The organism is Streptomyces sp. WAC 01529 (genome assembly GCF_003945545.1).
Lineage (GTDB): Bacteria > Actinomycetota > Actinomycetes > Streptomycetales > Streptomycetaceae > Streptomyces > Streptomyces anatolicus.
On record NZ_CP029617.1, the window covers coordinates 6,922,833 to 6,939,179 of the forward strand.

Genomic DNA, 16,347 nt, shown 5'->3' on the forward strand with positions numbered 1-16,347 from the left:
CCGCCTACCCTGTAGGTCAATCCCGAATCGGCAGCTATTCTCCAGGAAGCGCCAGCCGGACGTTATGCAGGTAGCGCCTATTTGAGCTTTTCAGATCATCGAAATAAGACTTGTCTCTGTTGATCTCTATTTCCTCCAGCATTTTTTCTGTCGAGAGCCAGATGGCGACTAGGTCAGTCTTCTTCTTGCATCTCACGTCAGACGCTGCGATGGCGATCTCTCGTTTTGTTGGATCGCCCTCTCCTGCCCACTTCCTAGCAGCCCCCCAGGGGGTTGCGTAGTCAAAACCGGCCGCTTTCATGCATGCACTCCACCGGGCGGTAGCGGTTTTCACGCGGTGATCGCGTTTGGCTGCGTCGAATGTACTCGACTTCAGGTCGTTGAACTTCGCGAAAGAGGTCTTTGCGCCACGTGTCAGTCTCCGGCCGGCCTCCTTCTGACAGTCTGCGGCTTGGGAAGCGGCGTCCTTCGATAGGCTTGCCAGTCGCTCTCTCATCTGTTTGACCACGCTCCTGTACTCCGGCGAGGACAGGAGCTCCGCAGGTGTGTGATATCCAAACCTACTGGCGACATTCGGCTCGACGACGCCGAAGTGGAGACGATTTCGCCAACTAGGGACACTTTTGGGCGACTTGATTCGCCTCCACTCATGTCCCTTCTCCCGCATACATGGGCGAACTAGAGCATCAGTTGCCGCATACGTCTTGATAATGTCATTGTCGGATAAGTCGTAGGAATCGAAGGGGAAGACAATGCCCCTGGCCTCTATGGTTGGAGCAGGTACGTCTGCCTCCGGCCCGCCGTCCGCCCGAGCTCCGCCGGAGCAGCCGACCGCGACCAGACCCAGGATTACGAATGAAATATATCCCCTACGCATTTTCATTCTTCCTTAATGCTTTAAATGCCGCCTGGGGGGCGCCGCGCATGCGGCACCCCCCAGGCATGCAGTTTCCTTAGAACCCGTTCAGGGAGCTGGCCTTGTTCTCGAAGTTATTGTTCTCGAAGTCGGCGTCCTCGCTATGGGGCTTCAAGCCGTAACTCTGGCCCTGGTAGTTCACATCCTGGTGCAAGTGGACCCAGTGGCCACACTTGTTCTTGGCGGCGTTGGCGTCGTCGTTCATGGCCGCACCGCTCGACCACTTGTTTCCACTGAAGGTCGAGTCGTTCCCCGAGAATGCACGGGACCCGTCCCTGAAGCCGTTCGTGTCCCAGAGCGTGAAGCACGCCGAGGCCTGCGGACCGCTTTCGGCGGCGGTCGCGGCGGGGGCGATTGCAACGAGGCTGGTGGCGCACACGGCCACAAGGCCGAGCGAAAGAGTGAGCTTGCGCATTATTTCCTCTCGAATTTTACGTCGGTAGCGAGATCCGCAGCATGGGGCGGAATTTTCTGCTCCACTTTCCGGTGGTCCCGTCGGTCGAACGCCTGAATACAAACATTGCATTCCCGTAATGGTCAACGCGTTTATGGCGGTGTCGTGGCATATGGCTAGAAGCGGTCGCCATCTGGGGGGCGAGGCGTCGCTGGCGGTGACGGTGGCATATGGCTAGAAGAAGTCGCCGACTTTAGTGAAAGCCGTCCTGCGAACCATCAACCGTGCCCGTTTGCCGTCCCCTGTGTCACGTAAAGTCCATTTTGTCTGATCAGTGCGCAAGAGGCTGAAAGTGCGCGCCAGGAGGAATGCAAAGTGATCTTCGCGTTTGGCCGTGAGTGTCCGAAAGCGGTAACGTCACGCTCCGAACTCTCACCCCTTCGAGCGGCGTGAAAGATGCGGCCGAAAAGGGGTGGCCTGTTTCCTCCCTTTAGCTCAGCCCCTACTGTTCAGATTCGTAGCAGAGAAATGAGAGGTGTGAGGTGCTGGTAAGCGGCGCCGCTTTGACGGCTATCGGCCTAATGTCCATCTTTGTGTCTTTCGTCATGAGTACCGCGATTGTGCGTCGATTTGCCCAGAGCGCCCTCGAAACCGATGCGCGTGCCACTGATAGGTGCATCAGGAAGCAGAGGACGCAACAACTCGCAGTGGCTATCCGACCAGCTCGTCGCACCCTCGCGACCGGGTTGTTGCTCGCTACTTGCGGCATAGGGATGATGGTCTTGGCCTTCCTGCGTTGACTTCAGCCCTTCCATCTCATCGCTCTCGCCGTCGCAATGGTCCTCATCCGACCTGCGGCCGAGACGGGATAGCGCCCCGTCGAGTGACCGCCCACACTCCCAGCCCGGCGCAGCTGAACCCCGCGCCGAGGGCGCAGACCGCGCCCCAGCCCGCCGCCGCGTACAGTGCGGTCGCCGCGAGTGCCCCGACTGCGCTGCCGATCGAGTAGAAGACCATGTATCCGCCGATGAGCCGGCTGCCCGCGTCCGGGCGCAGCGCGTGGATCAGCGTCTGGTTGGTGACGTGCACCGCCTGCACGGCGAGGTCGAGCAGGACCACTCCGAGGAACAGGAACCAGAGCGAGCTGCGGGCGAAGGCCAGCGGCAGCCAGGAGGCGGCGAGCAGCGCGAGGGCGATCCCGGTGGTACGCCGGGAGAGCCCGCGGTCGTTGAGGCGTCCCGCCGCCCCCGCGGCCAGCGCGCCGACGACACCGACAAGCCCCAGCGCCCCGATCGCGCTGTGGGACATGGAGTACGGCGCCTCGCTGAGCGGCAGAGCGACGCTGCTCCACAGCGTGCTGAACGCGGCGAAGATCAGCAGACCGAACAGGGCCCGGAGCCGCAGCAGCGGTTCCCGCGCGAACAGGGTGATCATGGAGCGCAGGAGCTGTCCGTAGCGCAGGGGCGTGGGCGGAGTGCCGCCGTGGCGCGGCAGCACGCGGGACAGGATCAGCGCGAGCAGAGCGGTGAGCGAGGCCGAGGCGAGGTAGACAGAGCGCCAGCCCGCGAGATCGGCAAGGAGGCCAGACGCGGTGCGGGCGAGGAGGATGCCGATGACCACGCCGCTGGTGACCAGGCCGACGACCCGCCCGCGCTCGGCGGCCGGTGCCAGCGAAGCCGCGAAGGCCACCAGAGTCTGCGTGACGACGGCGAGGAACCCGGTCGCGGCCATGCCCGCGAGGAGGACTGCCGCCGTGGGAGCGGGGGCCACTACGGCCAGCGCCCCTACCAGGAGCAGTAATTGGGCCACGACGAGCCGCCGTCGGTCGGTTATATCGCCCAGCGGTACGAGGAAGAAGAGGCCGAGCCCGTAGCCGACGTGGGTGAGGGTGACCACGCTGCCGACGAGCGCCGGGCTCATTGCGAGGTCGTGGCCGATGGTCACCAGGAGCGGCTGGGAGAGATAGAGGTTGGCGACCGCTGTCCCGCAGGCGAAGGCGAACAGGGCGACTAAGCCACGGGACAGCACGAACCCCTCCAGGGATCTGGTTTCAAGTTGCTACCAATATCGGTGGGAGGGACCTTAACCCGTCTTGGTAGCATGTTGCAACCAGGCCTGTTGGGTATCGGCGCAAGTGAGGCGAGGAACGCCATGGTGACCAGAACCCGCTTCGACGACAGCGACTGTCCCGTCGCCCGGTCCGTGGACGCGATCGGCGACTGGTGGTCCCTGCTCATCGTGCGGGACGCCTTCGACGGGAGCCGGCGCTTCGGGGAGTTCCAGCGCAGTCTCGGCGTGGCAAAGAACATCCTCACCGCGCGCCTGCGCACCCTGGTCGAGGGCGGGGTCCTCGCCTCCGTCCCCGCCTCGGACGGCAGTGCCTACCGCGAGTACGTACTGACTCCCAAGGGCGAGGCGCTCTTTCCCGTCATCGTGGCCCTGCGGCAGTGGGGCGAGGAGAACTTCTTCGCCCCCGGCGAACCGCACTCGGAGCTGGTCGACCGCCGGCAGGGCCGACCCCTGCGCGCACTGGAAGTGCTCTCCGAAGACGGGCGACGGCTGACCCCCGAGGACACCACAGTCCACAAGGTCGCCCGCCCAGAGTGACCGGGGGCTGGGCTACGAAGTCGTCAGCCGGGCATGCACCCGTTCCGCGACCCTGTACGTGTCACCGGCCGGGCGCGTGGCCAGGCGGCCCGGGTCGCGGAGCCAGGCGTCCTCCAGGGCGAACCAGTCGATCTTCCGGGGCTCGCGGGCCTCCGCGAGTGCGGCCCGCAGTTCCTTGAAGTACCGCTCCCAGCGCAGCCGGTAGAGGCCGCCGACGAGCCCCGCCCACTCGCGGTTGGCGTAGTCGCGCAGTCCGGCGTCCGCCCCGGAGCGGTTGCCCCATACGGTGAGCAACGACAGCTGGTCGTAGGCGAGTTGGTCGCGTTCGCGCGCGTCGGCGCCCCACGCGCGGGCGTCCGCGACCCAGCGGCCGAGCAGGTGGCGGGAGTCCGTGGCCACGAGCCGGTCGAGCAGGTCCATCAGCTCCAGCCAGTCGCGGGTGAGCCGGTCGAAGCGGGCCGTGTCCTTGGCGTCGTACGCCTCCTTGACGCGGGGCAGCAGGACGCGGCCGCGGTTGGAGAGCGCCTGCCGGGCGACGTCGAGCAGGTCGCGTCGGTACGCGGTCGAGTCCCGCAAGTCGCGCCGCACGGCGAGCAGTTCAGCAAGCGCGGGCTCGAACTCGGACGGCTCGTACCGCATCTTCTTCGGCGACCAGGACGCCGCCGATCTCGCCGCGAGGTCGGGACGCGCCCCGAAGAGGCCGTCGGCGCCCTCGGCCCACTTGTCGGCGCGGGTCGTTCCGTAGGCGGTCCGGCGCAGTACGTCCCATGCGGCGGCGGCGTGCGGATCGGCGGCGCCGTACCGCGCGGTGGCCCACTCGGCGAACCAGGCTTCGAGGTCCAGGTCGCCCACTCTCCAGGCCAGTTCGGAGAACAGCTCGAAGGCGGCGGGGTTGTTGTCGGCCGCTTCCGGCATCAGGGCGATGCCGCTGAGGGTGCTGCCCTCCTTCGTGCGCCACTTCTCGAAGCGCGCGGCCCACTCAGGGGTGTTGGCGCCGAGCGTGGTGTGGCCGCCGAAGTTCCAGATGGAGCCGAAGGCGTAGGGCGTGGAACCCCAGTCGGCCTCGCGGTCGGTGATGTGCGGGAAGCGGTCGGAGATGCCGTCGACGACGAGCATGCGCTTCTTGTCGACGGCGTCGGTGATGGCCTTCGGCGGGTTGCGCTGCCAGCCGAGGATCACCCAGGTGGCGCCGGGGTGCGCGGTCCGCAGAGCCTTCTCGACGCTCCTGGCCGCCTCGGCCACCGGCACGTCACCGGGTTTGCCGCCCTCGTGGAGCAGGTCCATCTTGTACATCGTGGACGGGCCGAACAGCTCGTCCTGCGCCCGGTAGAACGCGGCGGCCACCCGCGCGAAATGGCCGGTGCGCGGATCCAGCCAGTCGGGGCGCGCGAAGCCCAGCCAATTGCCCTGCGGGACCGTCCTCGACCCGGGGTTCTTCGTCTCGAAGCCGGGCGGCACGGTCCCGAAGTAGCCCGGCAGGACCGGCGTCATGCCCAGTTCGCGCAGCCGGTCGCAGATACGGCGGCCGAGGCGGGCGCGGGCGTCGACGAGCTGCCGGGAGACGGGGTGCGGGAACGACGACATGTTCTGCAGGAGCCACCACGGCTGGTGCGCGGGGGCCGGGATCCAGGCCCGCAACTCCTCGTCCCCGTAGCCGAACTCCTGGAAGGCGCGGTGGTAGACGGCGTCCGCGCCGACGTACACGAGGACTTCGTTGTAGCCGTGCAGCGCGAGCACGTCGATCTCGCGCTCCCAGTAGTCCCAGCCGTGATAGGCGCCCGTGTAGCCGTCGTTGGTGTCGTTCAGGACGAAGCGGTGCGGGGTGTTGGCCCGGACGGTGAGGGGCCAGGCGGGGGCGGGGAGCTGTCGGGGCAGGTCGGTCTGGCTGCCCGCCCAGGTGATGTTGGCGTGTGCGGTGTGCTTCAAGTAGTGGCGCAGGCCGGTGAGTTGGGTGGCGGGTGTGGTCCCGGTGACGGTGATGCGGCCGCGCTCGCCGGTGACCTGGAAGGAGTCCCCGGCACCCGGCTTCGGCGGGACGGTCCGGAAGGTGAGCTGCTTCCAGTGGCGGGGCAGCAGCCGCCGGGCCGCGTCGGCGGCGGCGACAGCGCGGCGCGTGGCGGGAGCGCCGTCCGCGGGAGCGCCGTCCGCGGGGGTGCCGGAACAGGCGACGGCGGCGGTACCGGCGAGGCCGGTGAGGAACGTGCGGCGGTGGAGATGCACGAGGACTCCGTCGGTCAGGAGGGGGCGTACGAGAGGGGTGTACGGGAGAGGCGTACGAGAGGGGGCGTACCGAGATGTCTCCCCCGCACGCCCCCCGCCTCTAACCGTCCGTCAGCCTTCTACCCCCCCCCTCTTCTACCCCCTCCTGTCGGAAAGTCGGCGGTCCTCACCGGGCGGCGTGCCGCAGCTGGGCCCGCCCGGCCCGTCGAACTGCACCGAGCCGAAGAAGTCCTGGTAGGTGGGGAAGAAGTTGCCCTTGCCGGTGGGGCCGGCGGAGGTCACGGCCGTACAGCCCGTGTAGTGCTCATCGGACCAGAGATAGATGGTCGAGGCCGTCCGGTTCCAGTCCGACTTCGCCCGGTCGTTCATCCCGAGTGCCGCGAGATCCGGGGTATTGCCCCGGAGCTTGATCATGTCTCCGGTCCCGTCGAGGCCGGAGAACATGCAGTAGTAGCCGTCGGGGCACCGGTCGTACCCGTCGGCCGCGTGCGCGGGGGAGACGGGGACCGCGACGGCGGCAGCGGCGGCCGCCGCCACGAGCAGTGCGGAGAACTTCTTCTTCATGGACGCTCCTTGTGTTCCGTGAACTCCAAGTGTTCCGTGAACTCCGGCCCGCCTCGCCGATCCGTTCAGCGTGTCGCGATCCCCCACAGGAGGCGTGTGCCGGTCGGTGGGCGTTCGGGCCGGGGTGGTGCCAAGCCCCCCGGTACCCGAACGGGCTCTGGGGTTACTTGTGAGTAAGGTAGAGTCGCCCCTTATGCGCTTTATTCGAACAACTGCTCCCCTTCGGGTGGTCCGGGCGGCAGTCCTGACCACCATTCTGACCGCCGGCCTTCTCGCCGGCGGCGGGGTCTCCCACGCGGCCAGTGCGGTCTCCGAGATATCCGACCCCGGCCAGTTCAAGCTGACCAAGAAGTACGACTTCGCCGACCAGGTCGAAAAGCTCAAGGCCAACAGTAGGTTGACCCCGGTGAAGGACCCGCTGTCCGCCCTGGCCGGCACCGGGCACACGGGCAAGAACGGTCTTTGCTACCCGACCCCCTTCCACCCCGGCATCGGCGCCGAGGGCTACTGCTGGAACAACCAGGACGACTCCACCGGTGGTCCCGAGAGCTGGACCCCCCAGGGATTCGCCGTGAAGGTCGACGATCCTCGCTGGCAGGCAGTCACCTGGCACGCTTCAGAGGCGGAAGGCGCAGAGCGGTTCGCGCGCATCACGTTCGTCGACCGATCGTCCGCCACCCCGCGCTTCAACCACGCACTGCTGGTGCTCCCGGACAAGGTCTCCACCTTCCGGGCCGACGGCATGCACGCCGACAGCGTGGTCTGGAAGGGCGACCGCATCACCATCGGAACGGGAAGGCGCCTGCTGACCTACGACATCAATGACCTGATGAAGGTCCAGGCCCTTGATGGCACGGTCGGAATCTGGGAGGACCAGACGTCCTCCGCCCACTACCACAACTACATCCTGCCCCCTCGGACCGAGCACACCACCACGCCCCTCAGTGGCGACAGGTGCACCGCCGTCACCGGGACGAGTGCCTGCCTGACCTCGCTCAGCTACGACAGCACCGGTGGCGGCTCCCTCGTCTCCAGCGAGTACGTGAAGGACGGGCCGGGCGGCCGGATCATCCGCTGGCCCTACAGCCTCGGCGACACCGTCGGCGAGAGCAAGCAGGCCACCGCCGCCTGGACCTCGCCGATCCACAGTCAGCAGGGCGCCGTCTTCGCCGAGGGCAATCTCTTCGTCAGTGGCTCGTGCCCGGAGAGCTTTGACAACAGCGCCGATCACGGCACCGGCATCGACTCGTGCATCCACAAGGCAGTCCCCGGTGAGAGCCCGCACGTGCTGACCGCGGCACCGGACATGACCCAGAACCTGGCCTATGACCCGGTCGGCAAGCGCGTCTGGGGCATCAACGAACGGTACAAGGCCGACGAGCCTCGGCGCGTTGTCTTCTCCATCAAGACGACGCCCACGCCCATCACCACGGTCCGGTTCAAGAACATCGGCAGCGACAAGTGCCTGATGCAGTACGGCGGGAGCCTGAACTCCGGAGCCAACGCCGTCCAGTGGAGCTGCAACGGCAAGAGCCCGCAGAACTGGTACTGGGACGGCCAGAAGATCCGGAACTTCTCCAGCAACCTCTGCCTCACCGTGTCCGGTGCGAGCAAGTCCAATGGCGCCCAGATCACTCAATGGACCTGCAACGGCAGCACCGCGCAGAACTGGACTCTCCGGAAGAACCAGGCCGGCGGCGGCGCCCACATCGTCAACGCCAACAGCAACCTCTGCCTGACCTCGAACTCCGGCAGCGCCGACAACGGGGCCAACATCGTCCAGTGGGCCTGTAACCCCCAGGAGATCAAGCACTCCTGGAACGGCGGCTGATCCCGCCCCTCCTGCCCGCACGGCCACCTCGGCCAACTCCGCCGCGACGCGGTGGCCAGGAGCGGTAAACGGGTCCCAAGTCCCTGGCCGCAGGGACTTGGGGCCTTCGTCGCGAGGGCCAATGGCGGGCACTTTCCCGTCCGCGGATTGGCAGTGTTGATCGATGCCCGCAGGGCAGACGAATGATCAACAACCGACCGACGCCGACGAGAGAGTGACGTAACACCGTGAGCGCGCCCGAAGCACCAGAAACACCGGCACAGCCCGCTCCGGAGGCCCTCGCCCGGCACCGCGCGCTCTTCCGGGCGATCCAGCGCCGCAAGCACCCGCGCCTGCGCCAGTCGGACATCACGGTGACCGAGGAGGCGCAGGTCAAACGCGCGGTGAAGGCGACCGCGCTGGGCAACGCCATGGAGTGGTACGACTTCGGCGTCTACGCCTACCTCGCCGTCATCATCGGCAAGGAGTTCTTCCCCTCTGGGAACGACACCGCGCAGACCCTCTCCTCGCTCGCCACCTTCGCCGCCGCCTTCCTCGTGCGCCCCATCGGCGGCATGTTCTTCGGCCCGCTCGGCGACCGCGTCGGCCGCAAGAAGATCCTCGCGCTCACCATGATCATGATGTCGACCGCCACGCTCGCGATCGGCCTCATCCCGAGCTACGCCACCCTCGGCGTGTGGGCCCCGGTCCTGCTCGTCCTCTGCCGCATGGTGCAGGGCTTCTCGACGGGCGGTGAGTACGGCGGCGCCGCCACCTTCATCGCCGAGTACGCCCCCGACAAGCGCCGCGGCTTCTGGGGCTCCTTCCTGGAGTTCGGCACGCTCATCGGCTACACGGTCGCCGCGGTCCTCGTCACCACGCTGACCATGCTGCTCAGCGACGACGCCATGCAGTCGTGGGGCTGGCGCATCCCGTTCCTCGTCGCGGCCCCGCTCGGCCTCATCGGCCTCTACCTGCGGCTGAAGCTCGACGAGTCGCCCGCCTTCCAGAAGATGGAGGAGGGCGAGGGCCCCGCCGCCGAACGCCAGAAGAAGTCCTTCAAGGACTCCTTCATCGGCCAGTGGCGGGCGATGCTGCTCTGCATCGCGCTGGTCGCCGCGTTCAACATCACCGACTACATGCTGCTTTCGTACATGCCGACGTACCTCACCCAGCTCGGCTTCGGCGAGACCGGCGGACTCATGTCGATCGTGATCGTCATGCTGATCCTGATGGCGCTCATCAACTCGGTGGGCCGCCTCTCGGACCGCATCGGCCGCAAGCCGGTCCTGATGGCGGGCTCGGTCGGCTTCTTCGTCCTCGCCCTCCCCGCCTTCCTGCTGATCAAGCAGGGCGGCACGGTGGCGGTCTTCACCGGCCTGCTGATCCTCGGCCTCGCCCTGGTCTGCTACCTCGGTGCGATGTCCTCGTCGCTGCCCGCGCTCTTCCCCACGGACGTGCGATACAGCTCCCTGTCCATCGGCTTCAACATCTCCGTCTCGCTCTTCGGCGGTACGACGCCCCTGGTCGTCGCCGCGCTGATCGGCGCGACCGGCAACGACCTGATGCCCGCGTTCTACACGATGCTGGCGGGCCTCGTCGGCATCATCGCGGTCGCCGCGATGAAGGAGACCGCCCGCAAGCCCCTGGAGGGCTCCCCGCCGTCGGTCGCGACGGACGAGGAGGCCAGGGAACTGGTCGCGGCCCAGCGTCAGCCGCGGGACGCGTAACCCACGAACTCCGCCCAGGCCCGGGGCTCCAGCGCGAGCTGGGGCCCTTCGGGGTTCTTGGAGTCGCGTACGTGGATGGTGGCGGGGCAGGGGGCGATCTCTACGCAGTCTCCGTCGCCGCCACTGCTGTAACTCGACTTGCGCCAGGCGAGGGCGACTTCGAGGCAGTCGTCACCGGAGCCGCCGCTGTAGCTGCTCTTGAACCACGCCAGTTCGGGGGTGCCCATCATGCTCCTCGCATCCGCTCCAACAGGCTCACGGAGTCTTCGAACGAGAGAGCCTGTGCGCGCATCTTGGCATACCGCATCTGGAGGATGCTGATCTCTTTTGGGTCGGAGATGAGCTGGCCGCTTCGCTGGCCTTCGGAGTAGGCAAACCACTTGTTGTCGGGCGTTTCCAGCAGTTGCATGGGGCCGTCGAGTCCCGCATGACTCTCCCGCGCCAGCGGCAAGATCTGCACCTCGATGTTCCTGTGCTCGGCGAGCGCCAGCACGTGGTCGATGAGTTCCATGGTGACGTCATGCCCGCCCGCATGGCGCAGGAACAGGTGTTCTTCCAGGATGAAGCTGTACGCCGTGTTGGGCCGCTCAACGAGCAGACGCTGCCGCTCCATGCGAGCCGTCAGCTTCTCCCCGATCTGCTCGTCGCTGAGGGGCGGAAGCCGGTTGGCGAACACCGTGCGAGCGTATGCCGGGGTCTGCAACAGACCCGGGATCACCCGGCATTCGTACGTATAGAGGGCGATCGCCTCCTGCTCCATCTCCGCCCACTGTTGGAACCACTTGGCAAGCCCGCGCTTCCGCGTGAGCTGATTCGCGGCGAGGCGCAACGTGCCGAACGCGTCGAGGGAGGCCTCGCAGCGGTCGACGAAGGCCGGTGGCGGGAACCGCCTGCCCTGCTCGATCGAGGCCAGGAAGTGCGAGGAGCAGCCGACCTCGACGGCCAGTTCCTCCTGGGTCACCGCCGCGCGCTTGCGGAAGCTCTTCAGGACGGCGCCGAAGGTCTTCAGACCGTCCGACGCCTCGGGCTCTTTGCTGCTTGACGACATCTCGGGCAACCCCCGACGCTCGTGTACCGATCCCCGCCAACGCCCCAATGGTCACGGAACGTTACCCGCTCTGTCCACCCTTTGTACTCGTACGCTGACGGAGCGTACGGGTTTGGTTGCTGGTGTAAGGGTCGTGGCGGGGCCACGGTGGGCGCCATGCCAACGCAAGCCCAACCCGCGACGACTGCGCGGGAATTCACCCAACGTCTCAGCGCCACGCCCCGGGGCGCCCGTCTCGCGAGGCGGCTCGCCAGGTTTCACATGGACGGCTGGGGCATCGCGTACGACAGCGAACTGTCCGACACGGCGGAGGCGATCGTGGCCGAACTGGCGGCGAACGCGGCGACGCACGGCCGAGTGCCGGGCCGCGACTTCGAGCTGCGCCTGACGCTGCGAGCGGACACGCTCCGTACCGAAACGCTGCGTATCGAGGTGACGGACACGCGCGGCGAACGTATGCCCCCCAGAACGCCCGAACCCCCGGAGGCCGACGGGGAGTCGGGCCGGGGGCTCGTGATCGTGGCGGCGCTGGCGGCGGAGTGGGGGGTGGTGGAGAGGCAGGTGGGCAAGACGGTCTGGGCGGAGCTGCGCCGGGACCGCGCGACCGCGGTGGCGGTGTCAGAGCAGCAGGACGAGGGCGTAGACGAGGAAGAACGCGGCGATCAGCAGGGAGAGGCCGAGGATGAGGGCGAGGGGGCCCTTCGACCATCCCTTCGGCGGATCGTGGGCGGGCCCCGTCTCCGACATGCCGCCGTCCGCGGGCGGACTCTCGCCCGGCGGCACGCCCCGGCCGGGCTGCGTACCTGAGGTGCCGCGCGGGTCCGGCTCCGGGTCCGGGGCCGGATCCGGGTGCTGGTCCGGGGGTGGGGGAGGAATCATGCGACCCAAGCTCTCACGCTGCTCGCTGTGAGTCGGAGCAAAGCGCGGGCGGCGCACGCGGAGTCCGGGCGGAGATACACCCGGACGGGCCAGCGGTAGCCTACTGCCGACTGACACCGCGGCCCGGTGGGGGCTGGTCGCGCAGTTCCCCGCGCCCCTTACGGGGCCCGGCTGAGCGCCCCTTTAGGGGCGCGGGGAACGGCGCGAGCAACCACGACGCACCCGCACGAAGAACGGACACACATGCCGGCCATCATCGCGCTGCTGGGCACGGTGGGGTTCATCCTCGCTCTGACGGGACAGGGCGGTTGGTCCCGGCTGGGCGGAGCGGTAGCGGGCACCGCCCTGTTCGCTTTGTTGCTCGTCCCGCTCGTCAGTACGGCCGCGCTCTTCCTGGCCGCTACTCCCTGCGCCGCCACGACCGGGCGGCCAGGAGGCATGCCGGCCAGCGACGCCTGCCCGGCGCGGCCACGCCGACAGGACCGTCCCGCCGCCAGAGCGCCTTCGCGCCTCAAGGCTCTCCCGCAAATGGTCATGAGGCGTGTTGGCCTGACTCCTGAGGCAAGGGCCCGCTACGGAGCCGCGCTAGTAATAGCCCTTCGTGCCGTCGAGCAGCTCCCGGACGATGTCCGCGTGCCCCGCGTGCCGCCCCGTCTCCTCGACGAGGTGGATCAGCATCCAGCGGAGGTTGGCGCTGCCGGAGCGGAAGTCCGGGCGGCGGCCCACGTCGTCCAGGGAGGCCGCGGCAACGATCTCGTTGCTGCGGGCGCACTGGGCCTCGTACTCCGCGAGGAGTTCTGCGAGGGGGCGGCCGCCGGTGTGCCAGTCGGCGTCCTCGCTCGACTCGTCGAACGACGGGTTCTGCTTCTCGTCGCCGCCGAGGAACAGCACTTCCAGCCACATGTGCTCGGTCCAGCGCATGTGGGAGATGAGACCGGCCATCGTCATGGCCGGTGAGGTCGGGATGACCGGGCGGCGCGCGTCCTCGTCGCTCAGCCCCTCGCATTTCCAGCGCAGGATCTGCCGCTGCAGGTCCAGCCAGCCGATGAGCGCGGTGCGTTCGTCCGCTTGGAGCGGGGGGCGTTCCAGTTCCGATGTCATGCCGGCGCACGGTACCGGGGCGGTCGGGAGGGGACACCTGGTTTTACGGGCCCTTCTGGGTTACTCGCGGCCCGCGGGTTCGCGGCGCCCCGGGCTGCGGCTGGCCAACATGTCCCACGACCAATCGCGGGAGAGCCCGTCAGGGGCGCGGGAACTGCGCGAGCAACCACGACGCACCCGCAGGGAGACCCCGTAAGAAAGCCGGGCGGGCCTAGGCTGTGTCGTCAGCGCCGTCTGGCCGGGTTCACTTGCTGGTGATGCTCCACGTGCCGTCACCAGTCGCAGCGGCGTTGTCGAGGGCGGTCCACGCGGCGTCGTCGAGCTTGAGGGCGTCGTGGAGGTAGGCGGAGACCGCGTCGGCGACGAGGGCGACGCGGACGGGGTCCTCATCGGTGGTCTCGGCGGCCATCTCGCCGGCGAGGCCGCCCAGGGTGTGCTCGCCCTCGGCGATGGTGAGCAGGCTCTTCGGGGACGGGCTGAGGTGGTAGGCGTCGGTGAACCACTCCGGTCCCCGGGTGGAGAGCTGGGACTGGTCCTTGCCGCCCGCGATGACCAGGGCCGGGGTGGTCATGGTGGAGTAGTCCGGCCTCATGAACGGAAGGTGTTCGGCGGCGAACGGGGTGAGGGTGTCGCCGGTTCCGGTCGCGGCGATCAGCGCGCCGGCCGAGACCGCGGAGTGGGAGAAGTCCTCTCCGGGAATGCCGTCGGCGTCGAGTACGCGTGCGCCGAGGACCGCGCCGGCGGTCTGAGCGCCCCAGGAATGGCCGACGATCGCGATGCGCTCGGGGTGGACGCGGGTCTCCAGGCCCGCCTGGAGAAGGATGTCGCCGAGGTTGTCGAGGACCGCGTGGAGGTCGGCGATCCGGACGCGCCAGATGGTGGCGAAGCGCGGATCGTCCCACCCGATGCCGTTGCGGCGGGAGTCCAGGTGGGTGGGCTGCACGACAGCGAATCCGGCGGCTGCCCACCGGTCGACGAGAGGCTCGTATCCGTCCAGGGACCATGCGTTGCCGTGGGAGAACACGATGACGGGAAGGTGCTGGCCCGTCAGCGGGGCGGTGACCTTTACCTGGAGGTCGAGGCTGCGGCTGGGCGCGGGAACAGTGAGGGGCTTGACCGCGACGATCTGCTGGTCGAGATGGCTGGAAGGCATGGGGGACCTGCGCTTTCTCCCTGGGATCGCTCTGCCATACTTTGGCGGAGCATCGTTCCGCCAAGTTAGCGGAACATTGTTCCGCGAGTAAAGGGAGAGTCTCGTGCCGGAACCGGCCGGAGTACGTCAAGCACAGGCGCAGCGCACCCGCAGCGGCGTGCTGGCGGCCGCGGCGGCGGTCTTCGTGGACCAGGGCGTGCAGGCCCCCATCCGCGATATCGCCGAACGCGCCGGCGTCGGCGTCGGCACCATCTACCGGAACTTCCCGACACGGGCGGACCTCGTCACCGCCGTCTACCGGCACCAGATCGACACCTGCACCGCACTCGCGCCCCGGCTCCTGGAGGAATCGGCCTCCCCGTTCACCGCCCTGACCCGCTGGGCGGACGCGTTCGTGGAGTTCCTGGTGACCAAGCACGGCCTCGGCGCCGCCCTGGGGTCCGGCGATCCAGGGCTGGAGAACCTCCACGCCCTCATGCTCGACACCCTGGTCCCGGCCTGCGCGACGCTGCTCGACGCCTGCGCCGCCGCCGACGAAATCGGCCCGGACATCACCGCCTACACGCTCATGCGCGCCATCGGGAACCTCTGCATCACCGGCCCCGACTACGACCGGGCCGACGCCGAGCACATGGTCGCAACCCTCCTCGCCGGATGCCGCCGCAAGGCATAGCGCGGGCCGGGCCCCCGCACTCGGCCGATCAACTGCCGCCGGGACCGGACGGGCGGCTGCGGCCTAGGCGGCGCCCGGAGAGCAGGCGGCGGGAGGGCGCCGCGCCGTCGTCTCCCGGGGCACGACCCGGTGACTCAGTACCGTCGTCGCCGCCCCGTCGGCCCCGTCGATGATGTGGCGCGCGGCGAGGGAGCCCATCTCGTACAGCGGGAGGCTCACCGTGGTCAGGCCGACGAACTCCGCGGTCCGCAGATCGTCCATGCCCGCCACGGAGATCTCCTTCGGCACGGCGATCCCCGCCTGCCGCAGAGCGCTCAGCGCGCCGACCGCGACCTCGTCGTTGGCCGCGAGGATGGCGTCGGGGAGCGGCGGGCGGGCCAGGAGCCGCAGCGTGGCCGCGTGCCCCGCCTGGTAGTCGAAGCCGCCCGGCACGCAAAGTGCCTCCTCGGCGAGGCCCGCCTCGGCCATGCGCGACAGGAACCCCTCGCGGCGGTGCAGGCTGACGGTCATCCCGGGCGGGCCCTCGATGAACGCGACACGCCGGTGGCCGAGTGAGACGAGGTGGTCGGTGATGTCGTACGCCACCGCGCGGTTGTCGACGACGAAGGACGGGCCGCCGAGGTCGCGCACGGCGAGCGAGACGGTCCGGATGCCCTGCTCCCGCGCCCGGCGCACGGCCTTGGCCAGCCGGGGCGTCTCGGGATCGTCGACGTGGCCGCTACCCGCGAAGATGACGCCCGCCGCGCGGTAGTCCCGCATCGCTTGGAGGCGGCTGATCTCCGTGGTGGTGCGCCGGTCGACGTTGGACAGCATGGTGACGTGACCGGCCCGGGTCGCCACGTCGTCCACGCCGCGGGCGATGACGGAGAAGTACGGGTTGTCGATGTCGCTCACGAGGACGCCGACGAGCCGGCTGTGCGGGGAGACCATCGCGCGGGCGAGAGCGCTCGGCGAGTACTCCAACTCCTCGGCCGCCGCCAGGACTCTGGCCCGGGTCTTCGCCGAGATCGGGTGGTCGGAACCGCTCAGCACGCGCGACGCCGTCGACACGGCCACGCCGGCCACGCGGGCGACCTCCACCAGCGAACTCACGCGTGACCACCTCTCTCCCTGTGGGAAACGTTTGCCTTGTCATGTCCAACTTGGCACAGACGGTGGCATGTTCACAAGCGGCAACCGGCCTTTAATCGTGGGGAGTTGAGGGTTGACGGTTCCGCCTCGTGGGTGTCTAGCCTTTGGCAAGGCATACGTT

The 16,347-nt window shown here is 68.3% G+C and carries 15 protein-coding genes and 1 pseudogene; 5 read left to right on the forward strand and 11 right to left on the reverse strand.

All coding sequences use genetic code 11. From position 1 onward, the window contains the following. Positions 1-34: 34 nt before the first annotated feature. The 3 genes from DMA15_RS30870 to DMA15_RS30880 all read right to left on the reverse strand — a co-directional run bounded on the left by DMA15_RS30870 (position 35) and on the right by DMA15_RS30880 (position 3,338). Entirely contained in the window at positions 35-877 is an 843-nt protein-coding gene (locus DMA15_RS30870) for a hypothetical protein (RefSeq protein WP_164551861.1), read from the reverse strand. A 76-nt stretch (positions 878-953) separates the two neighbouring features. Beyond that, a complete protein-coding gene (locus tag DMA15_RS30875; RefSeq protein WP_164551862.1) occupies positions 954-1,331 on the reverse strand; it encodes a peptidase inhibitor family I36 protein in 378 nt (125 codons plus the stop codon). Between the two features lie 822 nt (positions 1,332-2,153). Continuing rightward, the gene (locus DMA15_RS30880) at positions 2,154-3,338 is read right to left on the reverse strand and encodes an MFS transporter (RefSeq protein ID WP_125515982.1); all 1,185 of its coding nucleotides are present in this window, start codon (positions 3,336-3,338) and stop codon (positions 2,154-2,156) included. A 123-nt stretch (positions 3,339-3,461) separates the two neighbouring features. Between DMA15_RS30880 and DMA15_RS30885 the strand changes: the two genes are divergently transcribed. Next, entirely contained in the window at positions 3,462-3,917 is a 456-nt protein-coding gene (locus DMA15_RS30885; protein ID WP_125515983.1) for a helix-turn-helix domain-containing protein, read from the forward strand. A gap of 12 nt (positions 3,918-3,929) precedes the next feature. Here the strand turns inward: DMA15_RS30885 and DMA15_RS30890 are convergent, their stop codons facing one another. Together DMA15_RS30890 and DMA15_RS30895 are read right to left on the reverse strand one after the other, a co-directional pair. Continuing rightward, positions 3,930-6,137: an alpha-N-acetylglucosaminidase gene (locus DMA15_RS30890; protein ID WP_125515984.1), complete on the reverse strand. Its 2,208-nt coding sequence runs from the start codon at positions 6,135-6,137 to the stop codon at positions 3,930-3,932. A gap of 135 nt (positions 6,138-6,272) precedes the next feature. Beyond that, positions 6,273-6,701 (reverse strand): peptidase inhibitor family I36 protein, encoded by a 429-nt coding sequence (locus DMA15_RS30895; RefSeq protein WP_125515985.1) that lies wholly within the window; start codon positions 6,699-6,701, stop codon positions 6,273-6,275. 193 nt (positions 6,702-6,894) lie between these two features. On the opposite strand from DMA15_RS30895, the gene DMA15_RS30900 reads away from it, so the two are divergent. Beyond that, positions 6,895-8,532 (forward strand): RICIN domain-containing protein, encoded by a 1,638-nt coding sequence (locus tag DMA15_RS30900; RefSeq protein WP_125515986.1) that lies wholly within the window; start codon positions 6,895-6,897, stop codon positions 8,530-8,532. A gap of 227 nt (positions 8,533-8,759) precedes the next feature. Then, entirely contained in the window at positions 8,760-10,241 is a 1,482-nt protein-coding gene (gene proP, locus DMA15_RS30905) for a glycine betaine/L-proline transporter ProP (RefSeq protein WP_125515987.1), read from the forward strand. Here the strand turns inward: proP and DMA15_RS30910 are convergent. Both DMA15_RS30910 and DMA15_RS30915 read right to left on the reverse strand, forming a co-directional pair. Then, positions 10,223-10,471, reverse strand: a complete 249-nt coding sequence (locus DMA15_RS30910) for a DUF397 domain-containing protein (protein WP_125515988.1) — start codon at positions 10,469-10,471, stop codon at positions 10,223-10,225. The genes proP and DMA15_RS30910 overlap by 19 nt on opposite strands. Continuing rightward, entirely contained in the window at positions 10,468-11,289 is an 822-nt protein-coding gene (locus tag DMA15_RS30915) for a helix-turn-helix transcriptional regulator (RefSeq protein ID WP_125518118.1), read from the reverse strand. Before DMA15_RS30915 ends, DMA15_RS30910 begins: the two co-directional genes overlap by 4 nt. Before the next feature lie 156 nt (positions 11,290-11,445). Here DMA15_RS30915 and DMA15_RS30920 point away from each other — a divergent pair. After that, positions 11,446-11,877 (forward strand): annotated as a pseudogene (locus DMA15_RS30920) (ATP-binding protein); the annotation flags it as partial. 30 nt (positions 11,878-11,907) lie between these two features. Here the strand turns inward: DMA15_RS30920 and DMA15_RS37725 are convergent. The 3 genes from DMA15_RS37725 to DMA15_RS30935 form a co-directional block, all read right to left on the reverse strand. Beyond that, the gene (locus DMA15_RS37725; protein ID WP_125515989.1) at positions 11,908-12,168 is read right to left on the reverse strand and encodes a DUF6480 family protein; all 261 of its coding nucleotides are present in this window, start codon (positions 12,166-12,168) and stop codon (positions 11,908-11,910) included. A 585-nt stretch (positions 12,169-12,753) separates the two neighbouring features. Then, positions 12,754-13,269, reverse strand: a complete 516-nt coding sequence (locus DMA15_RS30930; protein WP_125515990.1) for a DinB family protein — start codon at positions 13,267-13,269, stop codon at positions 12,754-12,756. Positions 13,270-13,513: 244 nt separating this feature from the next. After that, on the reverse strand, positions 13,514-14,422 hold the full coding sequence (locus DMA15_RS30935) for a chlorophyllase (protein WP_125515991.1): 909 nt from the start codon (positions 14,420-14,422) through the stop codon (positions 13,514-13,516). A 103-nt stretch (positions 14,423-14,525) separates the two neighbouring features. Between DMA15_RS30935 and DMA15_RS30940 the strand changes: the two genes are divergently transcribed. Then, positions 14,526-15,095, forward strand: coding sequence for a TetR/AcrR family transcriptional regulator (locus tag DMA15_RS30940; RefSeq protein ID WP_125515992.1), 570 nt, complete (start codon positions 14,526-14,528; stop codon positions 15,093-15,095). A gap of 63 nt (positions 15,096-15,158) precedes the next feature. On the opposite strand, the gene DMA15_RS30945 is transcribed toward DMA15_RS30940, so the two are convergent. Further along, positions 15,159-16,187, reverse strand: coding sequence for a LacI family DNA-binding transcriptional regulator (locus DMA15_RS30945; RefSeq protein ID WP_125515993.1), 1,029 nt, complete (start codon positions 16,185-16,187; stop codon positions 15,159-15,161). Positions 16,188-16,347 lie beyond the last annotated feature (160 nt).